This is a genomic window from Vitiosangium sp. GDMCC 1.1324 (assembly GCF_003044305.1).
Lineage (GTDB): Bacteria > Myxococcota > Myxococcia > Myxococcales > Myxococcaceae > Archangium.
The window spans coordinates 137,797-160,188 of the sequence record NZ_PZOX01000006.1 but is presented as its reverse complement, the minus strand read 5'-3'; the positions used below and the strand labels follow the sequence as shown (position 1 = coordinate 160,188).

The following is a 22,392-nucleotide window of genomic DNA, read 5'->3' as shown; positions in this document are numbered from 1 at the left end:
CTCCCGAGGTCCTTCAATCTCTCTCAGCGGCTCCGATGGATGCCAGTGGCGCTCCGGTCACGAGGGCGACTCCGCTGAATTCACAGCGTTCGGACACCACGTCGGGCCGTACCCGGAGCGTCACCTGTCGCAGCGGCTGCGCTCCGGTGGACAGGTGCAGCAACCACACATTGGGGAGTGCCTCCAGCCGCGCCTCGGCCGCTCCAGGTGCCTCCACGTCGATGCCTCCCGCGGGCGCCCGGGTGCTCACCAACAGCAGGCCTCGCTCGAAGGGTTGCTCGAAGTTCACGGTGAGCGATGCGCCCGGCTTGCAGGGCTTGAAGCCTCGCTCTGGAGTGAGCCGCACCGGCAGGGTGTGTTCCCGCTCGTTGCGGTAGCGCGCGAAGAGGAAGGGCGGATGAACGGCCCAGCGGGCGTCCGCGAGTTGGAAGGGGACCCCGTACTGGAGGAGCCACGGATTGGGCTGCTCGAGGGTTCCGGCCCATGGCTCCTGGGCGTTTTGGATGAAGGAAACCAGTATCTCTCGCGCCTCGCGCAGCTGCGGTACCCAGAAGGGGGTCCGCTGCTGATCCATTTCTATCGCAACGGTCGGGAGCCTGTGCTCGGGATCGAGTGCCCCCAGGATGTAGCTGTCCCAGTAGCCGCCGAGCAGCACCGTGCCGGCGGCGCGGGCGACGACCGCATCCGTGGTCTCCTGGGCGAGTGCCAGGAGGGGCTCCGGAACACGGGGTTTCATGAGGAGATGACTGCCCGCGATGACGCCCACGGCGAGGAACGCGGACAGCGCGCCCAGCCGGGTTCGCAACTGCGGCACCTGTCCGAGGAGGAAGAAGAAGCCAGCGGCGGCTGCCAGTACCCCCAGCGCGAAGGTGGGCACGAGATAGCGGATGTCGTGCTCGTTGAGGCGCGCATGACGCACGAGCAGGGTGATCACCGCGTTGGCGAGCGCAGCCCCAGCGAACGCCAGCGTCAGGGCGGCGAGCTCGGCCTGCTCGGTCTGACCCGCCAGCGTGCGCCGGCGCAGATGAAAGAGGAGGAAGGCCAGCGCGATGAACCCCGCCGCCCACCCGAAGAGCACGAGCGGAGCGAGCTCATGCTCGAGGACCCGGCCGAACACCGCGCGCGTGTTCGCGAGCAGGTAGCCGTTGTCCAGTTGCATGCTCGTGCGGTAGTCGTACCCGAACTCGTGCTTGGCGAAGCGATGGTAGACGTGGCGCACCCACGCCTCGAAGCCGATGCCAGCGGCCAGCGGCACCAGGGACCCCAGCAAACGCCAGCGCCCTCGCCCTGGAGGACTCAGCACTCCGGCGCGGCACCCCTGCACCATCAGGCACACCAGCAACAACGGGCCCGAGGTGGGCGAGATCCAGCAGGCCATCGTGGTGAAGACGGTGGCCGCGGCCCCCCAACCCCATGTGGCCCGGGTAGGGGAGGGCGCGGCAAGTGCCTCGATGAAGCGGGTGAGCGTCCACCACGCGAGGAGCAGTGCCGTGAGCTGCCAGCCATAGGGCTGATTGATGGCGAACAGCTGCAACTGGAAGAGCGGCGACAGGAGCGCGAGCGCCGCGAAGCCCGCCGCCAGGAACAGCCCTACCCGCCGGTGCAGTCCCAGCAGCGCGAGGCACGCGGTGCACGCCCAGGTGGCGTGCCAGAGAAAGAGCCGGTAGGGCGTCCAGTCGAACCCGGTGAGTGCTCGCCATCCCTGTGCCGCGAGCCACGGCCACGCGCCGAAGCGATCCTGCCCGTAGTAGTAGAGGCGGAAGGCATCGAAGACCGGATCATTGGACTGAAGGACCGTGATGGCGGAATCCGAGTTCCACCCGGTCACCGCCAGACTGCCTGGATCGAAGTGGGTGAACGCCTGTGCGAGGACGCTGGCCCACGCCAGGAAGATGAGTACTCGCGAGCCGAGCGCCTTCACTGAAGCGGAAGTCATGGGGGCGGTGGACTCTAGTCGAGTGCGCGCACGTCCGGTCGGTCTCGGTGCTGATCGGCCCAGCGAGAGAGCTCTGGAGGCAGGCGCCAGCCGAGCGACACCACCTGTGCGGCCACGGGGAACCTGGCCGCACGCTGGGGCACCGTGGCGAGCCACTGCTCCGCGGCGAAGAGCCACATGTCCGCCGCCGACCAGCCACTCCGGGCGATGGTGGGGCGCGAGAGTGCCGAGACGCGCTGGCCCAGTGCGTCCAGCGCGCGTTGGGCACGCTCCATCGTCTCGGCCTTCACGGCACTCCAGGCGTCGGAGGTGTGAAGCGCGTGGTACCGAAGTCCGAGATCGAGGATTCTTTCCAGGGCGACGTCGACGAGCGAGGTGACCTCGAAGACCGCGTGCGCGTCATCGGACTCCGACGGCCAGAGCCGTGGGGCCGAAGGGTAGGCCCGATCCAGGTAGTGGGAGATGGCGGTCGAGTCCCCGAGGACGCGGCCATCCTCCTCGACCAGGACGGGGATCGTCTTGAGCGGGGAGAGGCGCCGCGACTCCTCGAAGTACTCCGGGTGGGTCCGCACGTCACGCAGCTCGACGGTGAGCCCCTTGTGCGCGAGCGCGAGGCGGGTACGGCGGGCGAAGGGCGAGGCCTGGATGTGGAAGAGGATGCGCATCGTCTCTCGAGCATATCCCGCGAACAGGCCTTCCAACATGAGGTGCTACGAGGTGGGGGCTGCGACCTCGGCTTCGACCTCGTGGCTTTTCGGCTCGGAGGAGGGGGGCCCGGCGCATGGCAGCTCCACCGTGAGGGTGGTTCCTTCGTTGGGCTTGCTCTCGGCATGGACCGAGCCGCCGAGCGCTATGACGATCTCCCGCACGATGTGGAGGCCGAGGCCGAGGCCGCCGTAATGTTCCACGGAGACGGCGCGATCGAGAGGTTGGTCTAGGCTGGCCGGATGCGGGAGATCATCGAAGCCACGGACCTGTGCCTCGCCAACGGCACGCTGAACCCGGCCGCTGTCGGCTACACCCGCTCACAGCTGCACCGGACCAACCTCCGGGGCTGGGGTCGGACCAAGCGCTGGGAGTACTGGGGCATCATCACTCCCACGCATGTCCTGGGGCTCACCATTTCCAGCCTGGACTATGCCGGCGTGCTGCAGGTGTACCTCCATGATCGGGAACGTGGCGAGGAGCTCAGCCAGGACGCCATCCTTCCACTTGCTCGCGGGGTGGTCCTTCCGGACGGGCTGCCGCCCATCTCGGCGAGCGCGTCAGGGGGCGGTCTGGAGCTTCATTTCACGGAGGGCGCCGGCGGCACGGTCCTCGCGGTCAGCTCGCGCCGGGTGGCCGCCCGGCTGACCGTTCCCCCTGGCGGTGAGGCGCTCGGGGTCGTCGTTCCTTGGAGCGAGAGGCTGTTCCAGTACACGCTCAAGGATGTGGCCCGGCGGGTGGGCGGCACCCTCACGGTGGACGGCCGCACGTTCGAGGTGGACCCGGCGGAGAGCTGGGCGGTGCTGGACCGAGGGCGGGGCCGCTGGCCCTATTCCATGACGTGGAACTGGGGGGCTGGAATGGGCACCGTGGAGGGAGCGCAGCTGGGTCTACAGCTGGGCGGGAAGTGGACGGACGGCACGGGTGCGACGGAGAACGCGTTGATGGTCAACGGCCGTCTCCACCACCTTCCGGAGGAGCTGCGCTGGAGCTATGAGCGGGCGGCTCCCGCGTCCCCGTGGCGCGTGGAGGGTGAGCGGGTCCATGCCACGCTGACGCCGTTCCACGTCCGGCACGCCAGGACGGAGGCGCTCGTCATTGCCTCGGACACGTACCAGGCGTTTGGACACTGGAGCGGCTGGGCCGTGGATGACGATGGCGTGACACATCGCTTCGAGGGACTCGTGGGCTGGGCGGAAGAGGCAAGGAACCGCTGGTAACGGGCGCGGGGCCCAGGAGTGCACAACGGGACATGGACAATGTCAGCCATACGGTCGCGGGTGTCGTCGCAGCGGAAGTGCTCCTGGCCCTGCGCGCACGGAAGGGGGGAGCGCTCTCGCCCGAATTGCCCCGCGTCGCGTGGGTGTCGTCGGCCGTGGCGAACAACCTGCCCGACCTCGACTTCCTCTACACCTTCGCCCTCGGGGGAAAGCTCGGGTATCTGCTGCACCATCGCGGCCATACACATACCCTGGTGGCCGCTGTCCCGTTCGCACTGCTGATGCTGCTCACGCTGCGCATGCTCCCGGGCTGGCGGCGCTGGGCGCTGTCCCGCCCGGATGTGTGGACCCTCGGTGCCCTCGTGGTGGCGGGGCCGTTCCTTCATCTGGCGCTCGATTGGACGAACAACTACGGCATCCATCCGTTCTGGCCCTTCGACAACGCCTGGTACTACGGGGACAGGATCTTCATCATCGAGCCGCTGTTCTGGGCCTGCTGCATCCCGCTGTTTCTCTTCGCGCTCCGCTCGCGCGTGGCCAGGGCCCTCTGGGCACTGGTGCTGGTATTCGTGCTGGGGCTGTGCTGGAGCCTCGGCGCGGTGCCCTGGGGCCACGCCGCGTTCCTGACGCTCCTCACTACGGGGCTTCTGTGGGCCGGCCGCCGGTTGTCGCCAGCCGCGCGTGCGGCGACCAGCGTGGTGACGAGTGCCCTCGTGCTCGCGGCGTTCTGGGTTGGAGGCAAGCACGCCCGGGCGCAACTGGAGCGTCACGTGCCGGCCGCCTTCGGTGAGTGGACCCTGAGAGACGCGGTGGTGACTCCCCTCCCGACGAACCCCCTCTGCTGGGAGGTCATCGCCGTGATGACCCGCGGGGAGGAGGGCTATGCACTCCGGAGGGCGCAGGTCGCTGCCTTCCCCGGGCTGAGGCCCGTGACCCATTGCCCGCTGTTCGCGTTCGCCACGCCCACGACCGCGCGGCTCTCGCGCATCGAGATTCCGGCGACAGACGCGGTCGCGTGGCACGACGGGCTCGAGCTCTCGCTTCCGCACTTTCGTTCGGTCGTCTCGCGGAACTGCCACGCCGCCGCGTTCCTGCGCTTCTCCCGAGCTCCGTTCCTCCGCGAAGACGCGGATGCGGACACCCGCCTCATCGGCGATCTCCGGTACGACCGGGAGGGGGCGCTCGGCTTCGCGGAGCTCGCACTCGATGACGGCACTGCCTGCCCCCGATTCGTACCACCCTGGGTTCCGCCGAGGGGAGAGCTGCTGTCCGGGGACTGAGAATCCAGCCGGGAACGGACGCGGTGACAGAAAAACGCGCCACCGGTTTTGAAGGCACACGGGCCCATGGCCCGGGTGACGCCCCATCCTTCTGGAGAGCCGGTTCATGACGCAGTCCGAAGCGTCCAAGATCCTCGTCCGCCATCCGTCTGTCGCCGCGCGCTACCAGCACGGCAAGACCCCCATCACGCATCTGATCGAGGACTACATCCACGAACGGGTGGACATCCCGGGTGACTTCCGGGACTTCATCCGGGATCGCGTCCAGGTCGCCGAGTACAGCTTCGTGGGCGACCACTTCAAGTTCCTGTTCTCCCACTTCCTGCCGGAGGTGCTCATCCACTCCCGCGCGCAGGACGAGCGCATTGGCAAGGCGCACTACGACCGGGGGAACGACTTCTTCAACTGGTTCCTCGGGCCGAGGATGATCTACACCTCCGGCTTCTTCCAGTCCCCGGAGGACACGCTGGAGGAGGCGCAGGACCAGAAGATGAAACTGGTCTGCGAGAAGTTGCAGCTCAAGCGTGGCGAGCGCTACCTGGACATCGGTTGTGGCTGGGGAACCCTGGTGGCCCATGCGGCCAGGGACTACGGCGTGGCTGCCACCGGCATCACCATCGCGGAGAAGGGCACGCAATACGGCAACGAGCAGATTGCCCGGCTGGGTCAGAGCGCCACCGCGCGCATCCTGAACAAGGACTACCGGGACATTCCGAACCAGACGTTCGACAAGATCTCCTGTCTGGAAATGGCCGAGCACGTGGGCGTGCGCAAGTTCCAGGCGTTCATGCAGCAGGTGTACGGCCTGCTCGCGGATGACGGGCTCTTCTATCTGCAGATCGCCGGCCTGCGCGCGAAGAAGGGCCACCTGGGCTTTCACATGGAGGACCTGGTGTGGGGCCTGTTCATGAACAAATACATCTTCCCTGGCGCGGACGCCTCCATGCCTCTGAGCTTCGTGGTGGAGAACATGGAGAAGGCCGGGTTCGAGATCCACAGCGTGGAGAACGTGGGCATCCACTACTCGCTCACCATCTCGCGCTGGTACGACAACTGGATGGCCCACCGCGCGCAGGTGGTGAAGACCTACGGCGAGTGGTGGTTCCGGCTGTGGCAGGTGTTCCTGGGCTGGTCCGTGCACATCGCGGCGCAGGGCAGCTCCACCTGTTTCCAGGTGGTGGCCAACAAGAACCTGGACGCCTTCAACCGCATGCGGTGGCTGAGCGGCGTGAATCTGGGCGAGCGGGACCTGCCGCTCAAGCGTTCCGCGTAGCGTCCGGCGGGGACCTCACCGGCTCACTTGCGGTTGCGGCCGTACTTGTCGTGGCTGGTGACCCAGTCGCCGGCCAGGATGGCGCAGGTGAGGGAGATGTCGCCCGCGAGCACCACGGCGGCGCAGATCTCCGCCAGCTTATGGGCCTTGCCCGGGCCCACGCAGCCGAGCATCTCGAGGCACTCGCGCTGGGTCGCGAGCGCGGTGCCTCCGCCGTACGTCGCCACGATCAGCGCCGGCAGTGTGACCGACCAGTAGTAGTCCCCGTTGGGCAGCAGCTGCGCGTAGGTGATGCCGGCATGGGATTCGGAGACATTGGCGACGTCCTGGCCGGTGGCGATGAACAAGGCGGCCAGGGCGTTGGCCGCGTGCGCTCCGTTGTAGGCGCTGCCCGCCATGGAGTTGCCGGCCTGTGAGAGCTGCCGGTACTCGAAGAGCTGCTCGGGCGTGACGCGGGCGATGCTCTGGAGCACGTCGCGCTGGAGCACTGCCTCGGCCACCACGCGCCGGCCGCGCGTCCGCAGCACGTTGAGGAGCGAGTGCTTCTTGTCGGTGTCGATCGACCCCGAGAGGATGTAGCGCGTCTTCCTCGGGTAGTGGGCGAGGATCCACTCGCAGGCCGCGTACGTGGCCTTCCCCGACATGTTCTGGCCCGCGGCATCGCCCGTCGAGTAGTTGAAGCGCAGGTAGCGATTGCAGCCGACCGCGTACTGCTCGATGTGGAGCAGCTTGCCGACGCGGGTCGTGCTCTCGGCGGCCTCCTTGATCTTCTCGTGGTTCTCGGTGACCCACTCGCCGAAGTCACGTGCCGCGCGCGCGTCCTCGAACATGAACACGGGCGCGCGTTGCATCGCCTGCTCGAGCACGGTGACCTTGACGCCTCCGCACTGGGACAGCAGGCGCATGCCCCGGTTGTAGCTGGCGACGAGTGTGCCCTCGGTGGTGGCGAGTGGAACGTAGAAGTCGCCTTGTGCGTGTTCACCGAGGATCCGCACCGGGCCCGCGATGCCGATGGGCACCTGCGCCACGCCCGTGAAGTTCTCGATATTGCCGGGCAGGGTGCCGGGATCGAACGAGTAGCTGCTGACATGATGGAGCACCGCACCCGTGCGCTCCTGGATGAACGCCCGGCGCTTCTCCGCGGCTTCCCGCGTGTAGTCATTGTCGCGATCACGTGGGACCGGTACGCGAGTGTTCTTCTCGTTGGAATCGCTCATCGGCGTAAGGCTCCTGTCAGGCCGTGTCCTGTCCAGGGAGCAAGCTTCCGCCATCCAGGAGGGGACAGCCAGTCCGTCACGACAGGAGTGGCAATAGCCGGGGGATGAACAGCGGGGCGTGCCCTTTCCGCGCTCCGGCCGCTGGCCCGCCCGTCTGCCCTCTTCGCCCCTTGTCATCGCCCAGGTGAAGGCATAAAAGAGAACGAGCCATTCATTTATGGCGGAGGTGGGCGATGGCGCAGTACCTCAAGGACGAGGTCCACGAGGCCATCCAGGCGGCCGCGCTCGAGGTGTTCGCGCGCAAGGGCTTCCGGAGCGCCAGCATGGCGGAGATTGCCTCCGCCGCCCGGATCTCCACCGGCAACATCTACCGCTACTTCGACAACAAGAGCGCCCTCTACGAGGCCGTCATCCCCGACACGTTCGTGACCACCCTGCAGCGGCTCCTGCGGCAGCGTGTGGAGGCGGCCCGGGGCGTGGAGGACGTCCGGAGGCTAGCGCCCACCGCGCCCTACCGCCTCGTCTCCGAGGAGGTGCTGGCCTTCTGTCTGGCCAACCGACTGCGCGTCGTCGTGCTGCTCTCGAGCCCCGAGGGCACCCCCCATGAGCACTTCGCGGAGGAACTGGTCCAGTTCCTGCTCAAGGCCGCGATCGCTCACTTCCACGCCCGGCCTGCCCGCCCCACGCGCTTCGCGCTCGAGGAGCTCTACCGCAACTACGTCACAACGCTGGGGCGCATCCTCCGTCACCTCGATGCGGAACGGGACATCCGGGAAGCGGTGGAGGCGCTCTCCCGCTACCACCTGGTCGGGCTCACGGCACTCTTCGGGCCCTGAGCCGGCGCGGAGCCCCGCCCGCCCGGGAATCACCGCAGCCCTAAAAATGAATCAAACGTTCACCTATCAAGGGAGGCATCCATGACGACGAGTCAGCTGCTCAAGGGACCGGGCACCCGGTCGCTGCTCTACCGCATCCTCGAGAGCCCAGAGCAGGTCTCGGCCCTCCAGCACCTGCCACCGCCCACCCTGGCGCGCCTCATCCACCACGTCGGGCTGGAGGACGCGGGGGAGTTGGTGGCACTTGCCACGACCCAGCAATTGGCGCGCATCTTCGACGAGGACCTGTGGCGCAGCACCCGCCCGGGCCGGGAGGAACGCTTCGACGCGGAGCGCTTCGGCCTCTGGCTGGAGGTGCTGCTGGAAATGGGGGCGGATCGTGCGGCGGCCAGGCTCGCGGAGATGGACGAGGACTTCGTCACGTTCGCGCTGTCCGGGCAGCTCCTCGTGCTGGACCTGGACATGCTGACGATGGACCGCCTGCGTTCCGCCGAGGGGCAGGAGGACGAGGCCCTCGTGGACAAGGCGCTGGAGAGCAGCCTGAGCCATGAGCTGGATCGGTTCCTGCTCATCTCCCGCAAGCCGGAGTCGTGGGACGCGGTGCTCTCGGTGCTCGTCGCGCTCGACGAGTCGCATCATGAGCTCCTCACGCGCCTGCTCGAGCGCTGCTGCCACCACGCCTCGGAGTACATCGAGGACAACGGGGGGCTGTATGCCGTCCTCACCACGGCGGAGCAGCTCGAAACGGACGTGGCCCAGGCTCGGGAAGAGCGGCGGGAGCGCGAAGGCTTCGTCGCCCCGGCGGATGCGGCGGCCTTCCTGGGCCTGGCGAGGTCCGGGCGCGTGGGAGAGGACCCCATCACCCGCGGCTACGCCCGGGCCCAGCAGGAGGCCTCACGAGTGTCGCCCTCCGGCATGGAAGGAGCGCCGCACGGGCGGCCCGTTTCCACCCAGCCCCTCCTCCACCTCCTCCAGGAGGCGGAGGTACTGACGACACAGTCCCCCACGGCCCTGCTCGGCGCGGGCGGCGACGCCGGGACGCACGCCTCGGCCACGACGCTCCGGGAGGCGCTGGACTGGCTCCAGGGTGAGGCCCCCGAGGCCCTCTCGCGGTGCACGCAGGAGCTGGGCTACCTGTCCAACGTCCTGGTCTCCGGCTGTGGCCATTCGGGCCGCGCCCTGCGCGCACTGGAGGCGGCACAGGTGGCCATCGCCACGTGCAACCTCGGGATGGAAGTGCATCCGGAGATCGGCTCGGACCGCTCGCGTGCCGGTGGACTGATTGCCCGGGAGGGGCTCGTTCCCTGCTTCGGCCGAGGGTGGCGGGTGCTCCATGAGGACGTGGTGATGTGGAGCGCACGCGCGTTCGACGCCGCCCTCACTCGCCGGGTGCCCGCGGGACGGGGAGACGCCTCGCGGGCACGCACCGAGCTCGCGCGGGACATCGCGGCCGGCAGGCCCTGGGCCTCCCGCAGGCGGTGGGTGCACCTCGCCCCCTTCCTCTCGAAGGCGGCGTTCGCCGCGATGCGGGAGCTCGTGGACGAGTGCCCCGCGTTCAACGGCACCTTCCTCGCGACGAGGCAGCAGGTGGAGGAGGCCCGGCGGCGGGTGGAGGAACTGCTCGCTTCCTGAGCTTCAGCGTTCCTGGCGACGAGAACCGGCGAGGGTTCTCCCTCGCCGGCTCTCTGCCGGGCCTCAGCGCGTGAAACGCTCCACGGAGCGCAGCGCCCCGCTGGGACCGTTGCCGCCCACCATCAGCACCTGCCCCGTGTGGAGCAGCGTGGCCGTTTGGTAGTAGCGACGCTGGTTCATGCTCGCCGCGGGGAGCCACGTGTTCGTCGAGGGGTCGTACAGGGCCGCGTTGCCGACGGCATCCGTCACCAGGATCTCACCCGAGTAGAGCATCGTCGCGGAGAAGAGCGGCGACAGGTCGAAGGGGAAGGAGGGACCCGCGAACCACTGGTTGTTGTACGGGTCGTACATCTCCACCGAGTTGCCGCCGCCAATGCCGCCGACGACCATCACGTTGCCCGAGTAGAGCCGGATCGCGAAGTGGCCATGACGGGGCGTGGACAGGTTTCCCGCCGGCGACCAGCTGTTCGTGGCCGGGTCATAGATGTTCGCCTCGGAAGAGGTGGTCGAGTTCCACCACACGTAGCCGCCGGTCACCAGCACCTTGCCCGAATAGAGCACCGTCGCGGAGACGCGGCTCCGAGGCGTGAAGCTGCCGGAGACAGCGCTCCACGTGCCGGTGTCCGGGTCATACACCTCTGCTTGAGGTCCCTCCCACTGCGCGGGCGTGTTGCCGCCCACCGCCAGCACCTTGCCCGAGTCGAGCAGCACGGAGCTGTGCGAGGCGCGGGGCGTGGCCATGGAGCCCGTGAGGCTCCATGTCTCCGTGGCCGGGTCGAACAGCTCCGCGCTCGAGCTCGGGTTCGACAAAGTCCCGCTGTAGCCGCCCGCCACCAGAATCTTGCCCGAGGACAGCTCTGTCGCGGTGCGGGCGTAGAGCGTGGTGTTCAGGGACGCCGTGCGCCGCCACGCATTCGTGTAGGGGTTGTATACGTCCGCCGTGCTGCCATCCGTGACCAGCACGTCGCCCGTGGCGCGCATCAAGGTGGCGGTGTGATTCACGTATGTTGTTGGCGAGGAGGCATTGAGCGTCCAGGTGCCCACCGCGGTCAGCGCTGCCTCGTGGGTCCCCGGCGCGGCGATGGATGCCTGCGCGGGCTCCTCGGGTTGGCATCCACCGGCCATGGATGCGAATCCCGCCAACAACAACAAATAAGTCGTCTTCATTGTACCACTCCCTATAGGTGACATACGGCCAGGGGGGATGGCCGCGGGGGCACTCTACTGGGAGGGGTATGCATTCCAAGCCCCTGCCGCGCGGAGCAACGTCAACGCTGGGGAGGACGGAGGGAGCATGGACGCTCCCCCCAGGGTGCTGCGTCGGCCTCAGCCACGACAAGAATCAGACACGGGCTGCGGCTTCCAGGAGTGACCGGGTCCTACTCGCAATCCACGGAGGTCTGCCGGTAGGTGCTCGTCTTGCCCCACGAGGCGTAGGAGCCACAATGACAACCCCTGCCGCCAATCAGCGTGGTGTACGAGGCGTCGCTGTAATACATGGTGTAGAAGTCGCCACCCGAGCAGTCCGGAATGGCATCCTGACGGGTCTCCAGATCGGATGACTCCTGAGTGGTCTCGTCGGCGACGCTACCGCCACAGCCCACCATCAGACCCATCGCCAACGACAGACCCGCAGCCCACATCGTGTTCTTCATGTGTCTCCTCCAGTACGGCGTTGAGGGGATACACGTTAAAACCAGAATTTTTCGCGAATCAATATTTTCGCGCCGAAGGACCATCACCCCGTCACTGCAGCGTGAACGTGTTCGACGTGCCCGTGTGGCCGGCAAGGTCGGTGACGCGGATGGCCACGTTCGACTGGACGGAGTCGACCACCACCTGCTGCGTGAGCACCCCGTCCACGAAGGGCTCGCTCACGCGCGGGCCGATGGTGCCGCCAGCCCCAGTCTCCAGGCGCACGTTGCCGCGGAACGCCGCCGCGTTGGCGCCCGTCGCGCGCACTGTCACCGTGAAGGGCTCCAGGCGCCGCTGCGGGCCGATGGGGTCGATGCTGTAGCCCTCCGGCCACTCCCCCTCGACGACGGTGAGGCCGCCCGGTCGCACGGCGGTGCGGCCATCCCCGAGCGTCACCTTCACGTCGTACCTGCCGGGCGTGAGTATCGACGGGACGCGGGTGGAGATGACGCCCTCGGGCGAGACGGCGAGCGTCGGCACCTCGAGCGTCCCGATGCTCACCGACACCCGGGTGTCCACCTCGAGGGTTCCCTTGCTGTAGTCGACCACCGTGGGCAGGGGCAGCTCGGCGTCGAGGTCGAGCACCGTGGCCTCGCTCGCGCGCATCTCCGACGGCGAGACCGAACGGATGACCGGCTCCGGCCAGTCCTGGCAGGCCGCGAGCAGAACCAGCGCGGCGATGGAGACGAGCTTCTTCATGGCAGCTGATACCTCACACCGAGGAGCCCCTGCACACCCGTCGAGCGCCCGGTGACGAAGGGGATGTACGCCTCGCCGAGCCCTACCCGCCCGTCGAGGAACGGCTCGATCGCCCCCAGAGGGAAGCGCAGCTGGGCTCCCGCGAGCAGCTCCCAGCCGAGCGCCGAGCGCACGGAGCTCGAGGAGAAGTCGCTCGAGAGGTGGTGCACCGCCAGGAGTGGCCCCACGCCAACGCGCACGTCCACTCCGAGGTGTGCCATCCGCACGAGGTTCATCCGCCCGACCGCGGTGAGTGGGATGGAGTGCAGGGTGGAGGTCATCACTCCAGAGCCGGGGACATCCTCGTGGAAGCGTGCCATCCGCCAGCCGAGCTCCACGTCGATGGCGAAGCGGCCCCAGCCGGGCGGCGACAGGGTCAGCTGTGCCGAGCCCTGGGGGCCTCGGTTGAAGCCACCGCCGTAGAACGCGCCGCCAGCGAGCGCGAGGGTGTACCGCATCTCCTCCGCGGGCTTCGTTGCGGCCTGCCGGCTCCCGGTGCGTGAAGGCGCTGCCGGCGGGGGCTCGGGGCTTGCCTCCGGCGGAGGCGCCTTCGGCTTCTTGCGGGAGGTTCCCTGGGAGGAACCCGCGGGAGCTGCCACGACTGCGGGAGAGCAGAGTAGGAAGAGGAGGGCGAGCCAACGCATGGGGCAGTCGGTCCGCGGGGCCAACGCCGCGGACGCGGGAGAAGGCAACCCCAGCCAGCGGCAGTTGTCGAGCCCCTTCGCGCGGGGGAGCGGGGCGCACCTCGCTACCGGCCGGGCGCCACCAGCCGCTTCCGCGCGTGGGCCTTCACCTCGGGCGGCAACTTCTGCCTGGACGCGAGGGGCTCGGGAAGGCCTCCTTCGCCCACCTCCTCCTCTCTCGCTCGAGGGAACAGCCGCGTGCCTGGCAGGCACGGGTTCCCGAGAAGTGGCATCAGAGCGTTCCCATGCGCAACCTTTGGGTTGCACTCCATCAAGGCGTGCCCTATATCAAGTGCAACCTGGAGGTTGCATATGAGCACTGTCACCGATCGCATCGAGAAGAAGATCACCCTTCGAGCGCCCGTGAGCCGTGTGTGGCGCGCCGTCAGCGACGCGCGTGAGTTCGGCGCATGGTTCGGGGTGAAGTTCGACGGACCGTTCGTGGCGGGCGCGCGGGTGACGGGCAGGATCACCCCGACCACGGTGGACCCGGAGGTCGCGAAGCTCCAGGAGCCGCATACGGGCAAGGCGTTCGACTTCACCGTCGACCGGATCGAGCCCGAGCGCCTCTTCTCGTTCCGCTGGCACCCCTTCGCCGTCGAGCCGGGCGTCGACTACTCGAAGGAGCCGGCCACGCTCGTCGTCTTCGAGCTCACCGAGGTGGAGGGCGGCACCCTGCTCACCATTTCCGAATCGGGATTCGACCGCATTCCGCTCGAGCGCCGCGCCAAGGCCTTCGCGGCGAACGAAGGCGGCTGGGAGCACCAGACGAAGCTCATCGCGAAGTACGTCCTTCGTCAGGCGGGGTAGCGGCCATGCGGCGTCACCCCTCGGCACCGTCGTGGAAGGACTCGGCGCCCCTCTTCGCCGCCCTCGGAGACGAGACGCGCCTGCGCGTCGTCGCTCGCCTCTGCGAGGAGGGTCCGCTCTCCATCACACGGCTGACGGAGGGGGCGGACGTCTCGCGCCAGGCGGTGACGAAGCACCTCCAGGTCCTCGCCAGTGCCGGGCTCGTGAAGAACGCGCGTGACGGACGCGAGAACGTCTGGCAGCTCGAGCCCCGCCGTCTCGAGGAGGCGCGGCGCCTGCTCGACCTCATCTCCCGGGAGTGGGACGACACGCTCGGCCGCCTGAAGGACTTCGTCGAGAAATGAACCCCGGTGGTGGGCCCTCGATCTCCACCCGGATGCGGCCGTAAGGTCTCTCCCTCGCGGCATGACGGGGCATGCAGCCCACGTGCATGCGCGCGAAGGGGGAAGCTCGCGTGCCATCCGTTGAGTCCATCCTGAGGTCCGCCCAACCCGGGCTGATGTTCACGCCGACGCACGGCATCTTCGTCACTGCATGGCTGGCGGATTCCAGTTCCAGCAAGCCCGTCCTCAACGCACTCAAGCGGCTCGTCTTGGATGCCGAGACCGGGACGGGGCGCCGTGGTCTGGTCGTGGCCGTCAACGGTGCACTGTGGGGCCGGTGGTCAGGCCACCTCCCGGCCGGTGCTCCGCCTGCGAAACCGCTGCTGGCCTCCAGCTCGCACTTCCGGGATACGGGTGGAGACCTGTGGCTGTATCTGAAGTCAGACTCGAAGGAGGGTGTTGACGCGCTGCTGGCCGAGGTCGAACAGCGGCTGGGGCCCCTCCTTTCTCGAAAGGAAGAGACTCGCGCCACGATGCCTCCAGACCACAAGATTCTGGATCAGCACTTCGTGGATGGCATCACCAGCCCGAGCGATCCTGCCTCCGTGGTGGAGCACATCCTGGGGACGGGCACGCAGACTTCCGCTGGAAGCTGCTGGGCCCTGGCGCAGAAGTTCGAGGTGGCCTGGGCGGCCTTCTCGGACCTGAGCGTGAATGCGCAACAGAACGTCATCGGCCGGGATGACCATGCCGTCCTCATTCCCGATCAGGACATCCGCAGTCACATCAAGCGCGTGCGCATCCTGGAAGAGGACCACTCCAACCGCGAGTTGGTGCGTCAGGCCCTGCCCTTCGGCCATGCGCCGAGCGGTGGTGGCCGGGAGAAGGGCATCTACTTCGCTGCCTTCACCCGGGATACGGCCACCTTCGAGCACATGCTGGAGCGGATGATCGGTGGGCCCTCGGGAGACTCGGACAGGCTGCTGGGCGTCATCAACGCCGTCTCGGGCGGCTACTTCTACGTCCCCTCCGCGGCGGAGCTCGGACTCGGAGTCCGGCAGGGCCTCACCCCCTCCGACTTCCAGCCCGCGCCCCTCTGGAAGGTGCGGAGCGCCAACGGGCTGATGTTCTACAACTCGGAGGACTACCTGAACGTCATGGGCACGGGCCAGTATGGCCCCGGGGATCCGCCGTCCCAGCGCATCCTCGGCCTGCTGGGGAAGGTCTTCTCGCGCTGGCAGAACAAGTGGTACCGGCGGCTGGACACGCCTCGAGTGCCGCCGCTCTCCCAGTTCCTCGATGCGGGCGAGAAGCACTACCTGAAGGACTCGGTGGTGGTGCGCCGCGGCCTCTCCATCCAGCGCATGCTGACGCGGGTGTGGACCACCACCGAGTACCCGCTCCCGCGTGAGTCGTGGGCGTGGCGGGCGGACCTGTTCCGCATTGATCCGCAAGACGTCCTCGTCGGGGTGATGCCGGAGCTGTCGCTCGGGCGTGGCAAGGAGGTCATGCCCTACCTGAATGACGAGGAGCGGCTGGCGGGCTTCCTCGTGATGTTGGATGAGACGTCGTCCATGGGGCACGTCGTGCCCAACCACCGCAAGCTGCTGGAGCTGGGCCTGGAGGCGCTGCTCAAGGACCTCCGCAAGCGCCGCGCGAAGGCCTCCACGGACGACCAGCGAGACTTCTACCAGGCCGCCATCCTGTCGCTGGAGGGAGTGCAGGGATACTGCCGCAACTACGCGCTGCTGGCCGAGCGCATGGCGGAGGACGCCTCCTTTTCACCCGAGGAGCAGCGGAACCTGAGGGAGCTCGCGAGCCGCATGCGCAAGCTGGCCACGGACAAGCCTGACACGCTGGTCGAGGCGGCCCAGTGCATCTTCAACCTCCATTGCTGCCTGCACCTGGTGGGCGAGCCCGTCTCCATTGGCCGGTTGGATCAGCTCCTGGCGCCCTTCTTCGACAAGAAGAAGGAGGCCGAGGCCCAGGAGGTGCTCGATGCGCTCTGGGTCAAGCTGGGCGAGAAGGCATTGCACAACCGGCAGAACGCCACGGACCACGCCACCTACGGGACGACGGCGGTGTCGTACGTCGGCGGCAACTTCCCGCAGGGCGACGGCATCAACCAGTGGGTGCAACAGGTCACCGTGGGCGGCTACCTGCCGACCGATGACGCGAAGCCCACGCCTGGAGCCAACCGGCTGACGCTGCTGTGCCTGCGCTCGGCGCGCCGGCTGCCGCTCAACGCGCCGGTGCTCTCGCTCCGGGTGTACCCGGGAATGGACGAGGAGATTCTCCAGGAGGCGGCGAGTGCGCTGCGCAGCGGCGGCTCCCATCCCATCCTCTTCCAGGAGGACCGCATGGTGAAGGCGCTGTCCCAGAATTCGGGACTGCCGCTGTCGGCCGCGCGCGACTACGTGTGTGACGGCTGCTACGAGCCGATGATCGCCGGGCAGTGCGAGTTCGCCTTCAGCAACGTCATCACCCTGGATGCGCTCGAGCTCGCGCTCAACGAGGGCGCGCGATTCAATCAGGCCGGCCCCGTGTTCCTGCGCGGCTGGAAGGTCAGCTTCCGCTCGCGTCCCGCCTCGGAGATTGGCAGCTTCGAGCAGCTCCAGGAGCTCTATCTCCAGCACCTGCGCTACCTGACGGTGCAGTTCTACACGAGCGTGCTGGGCAGCTACGGAGCGCTGTGGAACTACTGTCCGAGTCCGCTGCTCTCCACGGTCATCGACGGCTGCGTGGAGACGGGGAGGGATCTCTCCAACGGTGGAGCGCGCTATCACCTGATCGCGCCGATGTACCTGGCGATGGCGACGACCATCGACTCGCTCTACGCCATCAAGAAGCTGGTGTTCGACCCGGAGACCGCCGTCACCACGCTGCCGGAGCTGGTGGCGGCCTTGCATGAGGACTGGGGCTTCGGAATGGAAGAGCCCTTCCAGAGCCAGCTCGCGGGCAAGCTGCGCTCGGAAGAGCGGGCGAAGCGCTTCATGCAGATTCGTGACAGCGCGCTGAAGCTGCCGAAGTTCGGCATGGGGAACCCGGAGGTGGATGCGCTTGGAGGCTGGCTCGTGGAGAGCATCGTCACCATGGCGCGGGAGACGCTGGCGTCACCGCCTCCGGTACTGGCCGGTACGCTCCAGGGCCTGGTGAAGAAGTACTCGGTGCGGGGCGCGCCGTGGAAGCTCCACCTCCAGGTGGGCGTGGGCACCTTCGAGGCGTACGTCGGGAACGCGCTCAGCAGTGGCGCCTCGCCGTGCGGCCGCCGCAATGCACAGCCCTTCCCCTCGGACTTCAGCCCGACTCCGGTGCCGCAGGATCTGCCGCCCATCGCCCAGGAGCCGCTGGCGAAGAACCTCGTCCCTGGCACCAACCGTCCCATCTACACGGCCATGAAGAGCTGGAACCAGGAGGCCATCAACGTCGGACTCTCGAACGCGGCGCCGGTGGACCTGAACATCCGCGAGGACTTCCCACAGGAGGAACTGGTGGAGTTCATCCGGCAATACGCCGCGGGCCATGTCGGCTCGAACCTCATCACCTTGACGTGCGCGGACCCCAACACCTACGAGTCCGCGGCGGCTCAGCCCGAGCGCTACGAGCTGGTGCGCGTGCGCACGGGCGGGTGGACCGAGTTCTTCTCCGCCATGTTCCCCGCCCATCACGCCCAGCACCTGCGCAGGCCCTGGTTCATTCCAGAGCCGCCGCCAGGAGGGCGCATCCAGCCGCGCCGGGGGAAGCGCTGAAGCGAGGGTTCAGCCAGACCCCACCTTCCGGGGTCTCGGAGGAGCGGGTGGCTCCGCTCTAGGCCTGTCTGGCGTTCCGGAGGGAGGACGGGCGAAGCAGCGCCGCGGCGAGGAGGACTCCGTAGACCGCGGCGCTTCCGTGGACAGAGAGGGCCAGGGCGAGCGATGCGCCGCCCTTCAGGACGGTCAGCGCGTCCACCACGGGCATCACGATACAGGCGAGCACGAAGACTCCCGCCGCGAGCCGCTGCCGGATGGCGACCAGGGCGACCAACGCCAGCCCCACGCCGAGGTCGCGCCCGGACTTGACGCTCAGCCAGGGGAGGGCCTCGGACCCGGAGAGGGGCAGCCCGAAGCCCCGTGCCGCGCCAACCGGGTCCACCGTGGTGCGGATGCTCAGGAAGAGCATGAAGGCCCCCAGCAGCAGGGTCAGCACGGCCGTGGGGGAGGTGAGCTTCCAGGACAAGTCGTTGCGATGCGTTTCCATGGTGTCTCCGAGCGCGCGGTGGCGCGATTCACGAGAAGGAATGTGGCCGAGAGGGCCTCGGAAGACCATTCGCCTGCCGCTCAATGTTTTGTCCGAAGCGCTCACACTCCGGGCGGACCGGGCAGGCTGTTGCTATCTTGTGGGGGTGGACGTCTCTCGCGCTTCCGACCTTCTCGGGCAGATACTCGAACGCACCCGGCTGCGGGGGCAGCTCTACTGCCGCACCGTGGCGCGCGCCCCCTGGGGCCTGCGCTTCCCGCCGACGGCCGTGGCGACCCTGCATCTCGTCACCTCGGGCACGTGCCACCTGGTCCAGGGACGTGAGAGCATTGCCCTGGGGACGGGGGACGTCGTGCTGTTGCCTCGGGGGGACGGGCACGGCGTGTCGGACTCGCCGCGCAGCCCGAAGGTTCCGCTGGAGCAGTGGCTGGCGGAGCAGGGGGACGGACCCACGCGCATGCTGGGGGGGACCGGTGTGGAGTCGCGGTTGCTCTGTGGCTTCTTCGCGTTCGACGAGCCCGGCGCACACCCGGTGCTGCGCCTGCTGCCCGCGTGCGTGCACCTGCGCGGCGACTCCGAGCCCGTCCGCGCCATGTTGCCCACGGTGTCCCTGCTGGAGCGGGAGTATGAGCGCGGTGAGCGAGGCGGCTCGGTGGTCATCTCGCGGCTGCTCGACGTCCTGCTGGTGCAGGTGCTTCGCGCCTGGGCCGACGCACAGCCGCCGGGAGGAGCGGGGTGGCTGGGGGCGCTCGGGGACAAGACGCTCGCCAGTGCGCTGGGGTGGATGCACTCCGAGCCCGGGCGGGACTGGGACGTGAGCGAGCTTGCGCGCCGCGCGGGTACGTCGAGGGCGACGCTCGCACGCCGCTTCGCGGCCGAGGTCGGAATGGCGCCCCACGCATACCTCACCCGGCTGCGGATGCAGGAGGCCGCTGTCCGGTTACGCGAGAGCAATGACGGGCTCGCGGAGATCGCGGCTCGCGTGGGTTATGACTCCGAGTTCGCGTTCAATCGGGCGTTTCGCCGCGTCATGGGCGTGCCTCCCGGGCAGTACCGTCGGCAGGCTCACTCCTGAAACCGGGCCTGCCAAGGTCTGGGGAGTGTCGGGTTTCGGCAGGGACTCAGCCCTTGGGGAGCTCGCCGATCTTCGCGAAGGAGGCGCTGGCCATGGCCACCAGCCCCTTCGCGGACGTCACGGTCATCTCCGCGATGACAGCCTTCGAACCGTCACGGATGACCTTCGCGGTGGCCACCAGGTCCTGCTGCTTCGCGGGCTGGAGGAGCCGCACGTTGATGTCCGACGTGACGACGATGGCACCGCTGTGCGCGGCCGCCGTGAACCAGCCGGCCATGTCCAGCAGCGTCGCGATGATGCCGCCGTGCGTGTCCTGCATACCGTGGTCGAACTCTGGCTTGCGCTTCCAGCGGCAGATGGCTTCGTTCTGGTCGTTGTATTCGAGCGTGACACCCAGCATCTTGTTGACCGGTGCTTCGTTGAACTGGGCGATCAGGAGGGCGTGGAGCGGGTTCGACATGTGGGGTCTCCTTCGAGGAAGAGGCCACCTCCGCCTAGCACAGGCCGGGCAGGTGCGTACCTGTAAAGCTGGGCCATTTCGAACACTCTGTTGCCTTGGCCATGGGCTGTTCCCGTCCACCGACTCCGTCCGTCCTCAGCCCGCCAATGGGGAGCCCAACCATGGGAACGCCGCATTACCTGGCCAAGGGGGCAGCAACTCTGCGCATCGTGCGGCTGCCACTCTTGCACGCGCTTTATAACCGTGGATGAGAGGTGAAACCGACATGCGACCATTGAAGAGTTGGGTCGCCTGGGGGGCTGCGGGACTACTCATGGCCGCAGCGCATTCCATTCCCGCCCAGGCGCAGGGACATCCGCACGGAGGGAGGGCAGCCCAGGGGGGCTACTCCAGAGGGGAAGGTGGGCACTACGGTGGGCACAATGAGGGCCGGGAAGAGCACGAAGGGCACCCGGGCGAGCACGTCGAACCGCACCACGGGTTCGGAGACGTTCGAGAGTTCCGGGGGCCCGACCGGGACGAATGGCGGCACGGTCACTGGATTGAGGAAGAGCACGAAGGACGTCCAGGTTGGTGGTGGGTCGTGGGTGGCGTCTGGTTCCCCTTCGCGGCCCCCATCTACCCATACGCGCCCTATCCGCTCGACGCCTATCCTCCCAACGCACCGGCTTCCTACTGGTATTATTGTGCCAGCGCTGGCGACTACTATCCCAATGTGATCCAGTGTCCCGAGGGATGGACGGTGGAAGTGGCGCCGCCCGCGCCCTACTGAGCTCGCCGTCCGCGACTACCTGCGCGCGCACCCCGACACGAGGCGAAGGCCTACGCCGACGAGAAGCGCGAGGCCTATGCGCTCGGAGCGCGCCTCTTCTCGACGTACTCGCAGCGGAAGAACGCGTTCGTCACCGCGCTCGTCGAGAGAGCGCTGGCGTGGGCGAGCGCGTCGCGGTGAGCGTGCCTCCTCCCGGATGGGTGCTTCCGAACAACAGCCACAGGAACTCGCCCTGGACGAGGCCCTATGGCGTCCAGCACTGAACCGCGGCCCTGCCCGGACGGGCCATCCCGACACACCTGGATGTCAGCGCGAGGACGCATGAGTATTTTTACGCGCATTCATGGATTGTCGGTTCTGGCCAGGAAAACCACATTGCTGCTGTGATGATGGGAGTCTTGGGGTGGAAGCCATGAAGAGCTCGAGAGCATGTCTGTTGTTCGTTTTTCTGTTCGTGTCCCTGGCCGCATGTGGCCCCGCGAGTGAGGTGATGCCTGACTCCGGAGAGTTGGCCAGCCAGACCCGGGAGGTGGTCGCCGCTAACGGCCTGTCTTTCAACGGTCTGTCCTTCAATGGGCTGTCCTTCAACGGTCTGTCCTTCAATGGCCTGTCCTCCAACGGTCTGTCCTCGCCAGCGTTCGACTCCTGGTTCCAGTCCAATCCCTCGTTGGCTGACCAGGTGATGAAATACGTGGTCACCTGCGCCGTGCCCCAGGGCCAGTCACGCACCTATACCGCGCCGGCCACGGGTGTCTCCTATACGTGGCAGGGCTCGCTGGGTCTGGCACCAGGCTGGGCCAATGGCGCCCCCGCTACGCTGGCCGAGCAACAGGTCATCTCCGGGTGCCTCGTGGCCCACGCCAACAAGTACGGCATCCACCTGCCCATCTCGGTGATGGGGCGGACGGCCGTCGGCACGGCCCTTCCGATTGCCCAGGACGAGACCAGTCAATTCCCGATGCGCGAGGGGTGCTTCTTCGGCAACCTCTTCAACGGAGAGGGCGTCTTCGTCGGTAGCTTTGGCACCAGCATGGACACCCGGCAGAGCTCGACACGCCCCTGTGCTTTCACGGAGTCCTATGACAGCACGAGGCCGCGTGAACAGTGCCAGCCCCTGGTGTTCGCCGGGAGCTGCGAGCAGATGTGTACCTATGATGCGACGGGCAAGTTCTTCACCTCATGTACCGTCAACGGACGGAGCTACCTGCCCATGACCACGCGGATGCGCACCCAGGACGTCTACTCCTGCGGGGACGGCACCTGCCAGCCTTCCGAGAAGTGCGGCACCAGCAACACGTACTCCAGTTGTGGGACGGATTGCGGAGCCTGCCCGTGAGCGCGAGCCCCCAGTCCACCCGTGGCATTCAGGTTGCGCCGCGTCCTGTCTCATTCCGTACGCGTGGGCGGGTTGGGCGAAGATTCCGTACCTCCGCGAAGAGCTCCGGAGCCTCCGCGGCCGCTGGGAGAGCAGCCCACTCGACACCTCCGGGAGAGTCCTCCG

Annotated in this window: 22 protein-coding genes and 1 pseudogene; 11 read left to right on the top strand and 12 right to left on the bottom strand. The window is 67.7% G+C overall.

The window, feature by feature from the left end:
- Positions 1-13 precede the first annotated feature (13 nt).
- The 3 genes and pseudogenes from DAT35_RS19605 to DAT35_RS19595 all read right to left on the bottom strand — a co-directional run.
- Positions 14-1,936 (bottom strand): hypothetical protein, encoded by a 1,923-nt coding sequence (locus DAT35_RS19605; protein ID WP_108068588.1) that lies wholly within the window; start codon positions 1,934-1,936, stop codon positions 14-16.
- A 14-nt stretch (positions 1,937-1,950) separates the two neighbouring features.
- Positions 1,951-2,640: a glutathione S-transferase family protein gene (locus DAT35_RS19600; RefSeq protein ID WP_233261577.1), complete on the bottom strand. Its 690-nt coding sequence runs from the start codon at positions 2,638-2,640 to the stop codon at positions 1,951-1,953.
- Between the two features lie 6 nt (positions 2,641-2,646).
- Positions 2,647-2,847, bottom strand: a pseudogene (locus tag DAT35_RS19595) (sensor histidine kinase); the annotation flags it as partial.
- A gap of 36 nt (positions 2,848-2,883) precedes the next feature.
- On the opposite strand from DAT35_RS19595, the gene DAT35_RS19590 reads away from it, so the two are divergent.
- The 3 genes from DAT35_RS19590 to DAT35_RS19580 all read left to right on the top strand — a co-directional run bounded on the left by DAT35_RS19590 (position 2,884) and on the right by DAT35_RS19580 (position 6,414).
- Positions 2,884-3,861 (top strand): DUF2804 domain-containing protein, encoded by a 978-nt coding sequence (locus tag DAT35_RS19590; protein ID WP_108068586.1) that lies wholly within the window; start codon positions 2,884-2,886, stop codon positions 3,859-3,861.
- Between the two features lie 32 nt (positions 3,862-3,893).
- On the top strand, positions 3,894-5,141 hold the full coding sequence (locus DAT35_RS19585) for a metal-dependent hydrolase (protein WP_108068585.1): 1,248 nt from the start codon (positions 3,894-3,896) through the stop codon (positions 5,139-5,141).
- Positions 5,142-5,247: 106 nt separating this feature from the next.
- Positions 5,248-6,414 carry a class I SAM-dependent methyltransferase gene (locus DAT35_RS19580; protein ID WP_108068584.1) on the top strand — a complete coding sequence of 389 codons (1,167 nt, stop codon included), beginning with the start codon at positions 5,248-5,250 and terminating at the stop codon, positions 6,412-6,414.
- A gap of 23 nt (positions 6,415-6,437) precedes the next feature.
- Here the strand turns inward: DAT35_RS19580 and DAT35_RS19575 are convergent, their stop codons facing one another.
- Positions 6,438-7,631 (bottom strand): hydroxymethylglutaryl-CoA reductase, encoded by a 1,194-nt coding sequence (locus DAT35_RS19575; RefSeq protein WP_108068583.1) that lies wholly within the window; start codon positions 7,629-7,631, stop codon positions 6,438-6,440.
- Between the two features lie 233 nt (positions 7,632-7,864).
- Between DAT35_RS19575 and DAT35_RS19570 the strand changes: the two genes are divergently transcribed.
- Together DAT35_RS19570 and DAT35_RS19565 are read left to right on the top strand one after the other, a co-directional pair.
- Entirely contained in the window at positions 7,865-8,467 is a 603-nt protein-coding gene (locus DAT35_RS19570) for a TetR/AcrR family transcriptional regulator (RefSeq protein WP_108068582.1), read from the top strand.
- Between the two features lie 81 nt (positions 8,468-8,548).
- Positions 8,549-10,099, top strand: coding sequence for a DUF6178 family protein (locus DAT35_RS19565; protein WP_108068581.1), 1,551 nt, complete (start codon positions 8,549-8,551; stop codon positions 10,097-10,099).
- Positions 10,100-10,162: 63 nt separating this feature from the next.
- Here the strand turns inward: DAT35_RS19565 and DAT35_RS19560 are convergent, their stop codons facing one another.
- From DAT35_RS19560 to DAT35_RS59020, 5 genes are all read right to left on the bottom strand, one after another.
- On the bottom strand, positions 10,163-11,266 hold the full coding sequence (locus DAT35_RS19560; protein WP_158501789.1) for a kelch repeat-containing protein: 1,104 nt from the start codon (positions 11,264-11,266) through the stop codon (positions 10,163-10,165).
- 212 nt (positions 11,267-11,478) lie between these two features.
- Positions 11,479-11,754 carry a hypothetical protein gene (locus DAT35_RS19555; RefSeq protein ID WP_108068579.1) on the bottom strand — a complete coding sequence of 92 codons (276 nt, stop codon included), beginning with the start codon at positions 11,752-11,754 and terminating at the stop codon, positions 11,479-11,481.
- A gap of 91 nt (positions 11,755-11,845) precedes the next feature.
- Entirely contained in the window at positions 11,846-12,493 is a 648-nt protein-coding gene (locus tag DAT35_RS19550) for a hypothetical protein (protein WP_108068578.1), read from the bottom strand.
- Positions 12,490-12,990, bottom strand: coding sequence for a hypothetical protein (locus DAT35_RS19545; RefSeq protein ID WP_108068577.1), 501 nt, complete (start codon positions 12,988-12,990; stop codon positions 12,490-12,492). Before DAT35_RS19545 ends, DAT35_RS19550 begins: the two co-directional genes overlap by 4 nt.
- A 290-nt stretch (positions 12,991-13,280) precedes the next feature.
- A complete protein-coding gene (locus tag DAT35_RS59020) occupies positions 13,281-13,448 on the bottom strand; it encodes a hypothetical protein (RefSeq protein ID WP_158501788.1) in 168 nt (55 codons plus the stop codon).
- Between the two features lie 79 nt (positions 13,449-13,527).
- Here DAT35_RS59020 and DAT35_RS19540 point away from each other — a divergent pair, with 79 nt between their 5' ends.
- The 3 genes from DAT35_RS19540 (at position 13,528) to DAT35_RS19530 (ending at position 18,097) form a co-directional block, all read left to right on the top strand.
- A complete protein-coding gene (locus DAT35_RS19540; RefSeq protein WP_108068576.1) occupies positions 13,528-14,025 on the top strand; it encodes an SRPBCC family protein in 498 nt (165 codons plus the stop codon).
- A gap of 5 nt (positions 14,026-14,030) precedes the next feature.
- Positions 14,031-14,369: a helix-turn-helix transcriptional regulator gene (locus tag DAT35_RS19535; RefSeq protein ID WP_108068575.1), complete on the top strand. Its 339-nt coding sequence runs from the start codon at positions 14,031-14,033 to the stop codon at positions 14,367-14,369.
- A 110-nt stretch (positions 14,370-14,479) separates the two neighbouring features.
- Positions 14,480-18,097, top strand: coding sequence for a Dyp-type peroxidase (locus tag DAT35_RS19530; protein WP_158501787.1), 3,618 nt, complete (start codon positions 14,480-14,482; stop codon positions 18,095-18,097).
- A gap of 58 nt (positions 18,098-18,155) precedes the next feature.
- Here DAT35_RS19530 and DAT35_RS19525 read toward each other — a convergent pair whose 3' ends face one another.
- Entirely contained in the window at positions 18,156-18,584 is a 429-nt protein-coding gene (locus DAT35_RS19525) for a DUF4267 domain-containing protein (RefSeq protein WP_108068895.1), read from the bottom strand.
- A 145-nt stretch (positions 18,585-18,729) separates the two neighbouring features.
- On the opposite strand from DAT35_RS19525, the gene DAT35_RS19520 reads away from it, so the two are divergent.
- The gene (locus DAT35_RS19520; protein WP_108068894.1) at positions 18,730-19,659 is read left to right on the top strand and encodes an AraC family transcriptional regulator; all 930 of its coding nucleotides are present in this window, start codon (positions 18,730-18,732) and stop codon (positions 19,657-19,659) included.
- 46 nt (positions 19,660-19,705) lie between these two features.
- Here the strand turns inward: DAT35_RS19520 and DAT35_RS19515 are convergent, their stop codons facing one another.
- A complete protein-coding gene (locus DAT35_RS19515) occupies positions 19,706-20,119 on the bottom strand; it encodes a PaaI family thioesterase (protein ID WP_108068573.1) in 414 nt (137 codons plus the stop codon).
- Positions 20,120-20,426: 307 nt separating this feature from the next.
- Positions 20,427-20,675, bottom strand: coding sequence for a hypothetical protein (locus DAT35_RS19510; RefSeq protein ID WP_108068572.1), 249 nt, complete (start codon positions 20,673-20,675; stop codon positions 20,427-20,429).
- A gap of 27 nt (positions 20,676-20,702) precedes the next feature.
- On the opposite strand from DAT35_RS19510, the gene DAT35_RS19505 reads away from it, so the two are divergent.
- Both DAT35_RS19505 and DAT35_RS19500 read left to right on the top strand, forming a co-directional pair.
- Positions 20,703-20,891 carry a hypothetical protein gene (locus tag DAT35_RS19505; RefSeq protein WP_108068571.1) on the top strand — a complete coding sequence of 63 codons (189 nt, stop codon included), beginning with the start codon at positions 20,703-20,705 and terminating at the stop codon, positions 20,889-20,891.
- 490 nt (positions 20,892-21,381) lie between these two features.
- On the top strand, positions 21,382-22,227 hold the full coding sequence (locus DAT35_RS19500; protein WP_146209785.1) for a hypothetical protein: 846 nt from the start codon (positions 21,382-21,384) through the stop codon (positions 22,225-22,227).
- Positions 22,228-22,392 lie beyond the last annotated feature (165 nt).

Bases quoted from the DNA above. Each gene is read 5' to 3' on its own strand.
- DAT35_RS19605 (WP_108068588.1), bottom strand. From the start codon at position 1,936: ATGACTTCCGCTTCAGTGAAGGCGCTCGGCTCGCGAGTACTCATCTTC.
- DAT35_RS19600 (WP_233261577.1), bottom strand. From the start codon at position 2,640: ATGTTGGAAGGCCTGTTCGCGGGATATGCTCGAGAGACGATGCGCATC.
- DAT35_RS19590 (WP_108068586.1), top strand. From the start codon at position 2,884: ATGCGGGAGATCATCGAAGCCACGGACCTGTGCCTCGCCAACGGCACG.
- DAT35_RS19585 (WP_108068585.1), top strand. From the start codon at position 3,894: ATGGACAATGTCAGCCATACGGTCGCGGGTGTCGTCGCAGCGGAAGTG.
- DAT35_RS19580 (WP_108068584.1), top strand. From the start codon at position 5,248: ATGACGCAGTCCGAAGCGTCCAAGATCCTCGTCCGCCATCCGTCTGTC.
- DAT35_RS19575 (WP_108068583.1), bottom strand. From the start codon at position 7,631: ATGAGCGATTCCAACGAGAAGAACACTCGCGTACCGGTCCCACGTGAT.
- DAT35_RS19570 (WP_108068582.1), top strand. From the start codon at position 7,865: ATGGCGCAGTACCTCAAGGACGAGGTCCACGAGGCCATCCAGGCGGCC.
- DAT35_RS19565 (WP_108068581.1), top strand. From the start codon at position 8,549: ATGACGACGAGTCAGCTGCTCAAGGGACCGGGCACCCGGTCGCTGCTC.
- DAT35_RS19560 (WP_158501789.1), bottom strand. From the start codon at position 11,266: ATGAAGACGACTTATTTGTTGTTGTTGGCGGGATTCGCATCCATGGCC.
- DAT35_RS19555 (WP_108068579.1), bottom strand. From the start codon at position 11,754: ATGAAGAACACGATGTGGGCTGCGGGTCTGTCGTTGGCGATGGGTCTG.
- DAT35_RS19550 (WP_108068578.1), bottom strand. From the start codon at position 12,493: ATGAAGAAGCTCGTCTCCATCGCCGCGCTGGTTCTGCTCGCGGCCTGC.
- DAT35_RS19545 (WP_108068577.1), bottom strand. From the start codon at position 12,990: ATGCGGTACACCCTCGCGCTCGCTGGCGGCGCGTTCTACGGCGGTGGC.
- DAT35_RS59020 (WP_158501788.1), bottom strand. From the start codon at position 13,448: ATGCCACTTCTCGGGAACCCGTGCCTGCCAGGCACGCGGCTGTTCCCT.
- DAT35_RS19540 (WP_108068576.1), top strand. From the start codon at position 13,528: ATGAGCACTGTCACCGATCGCATCGAGAAGAAGATCACCCTTCGAGCG.
- DAT35_RS19535 (WP_108068575.1), top strand. From the start codon at position 14,031: ATGCGGCGTCACCCCTCGGCACCGTCGTGGAAGGACTCGGCGCCCCTC.
- DAT35_RS19525 (WP_108068895.1), bottom strand. From the start codon at position 18,584: ATGGAAACGCATCGCAACGACTTGTCCTGGAAGCTCACCTCCCCCACG.
- DAT35_RS19515 (WP_108068573.1), bottom strand. From the start codon at position 20,119: ATGTCGAACCCGCTCCACGCCCTCCTGATCGCCCAGTTCAACGAAGCA.
- DAT35_RS19500 (WP_146209785.1), top strand. From the start codon at position 21,382: ATGCCTGACTCCGGAGAGTTGGCCAGCCAGACCCGGGAGGTGGTCGCC.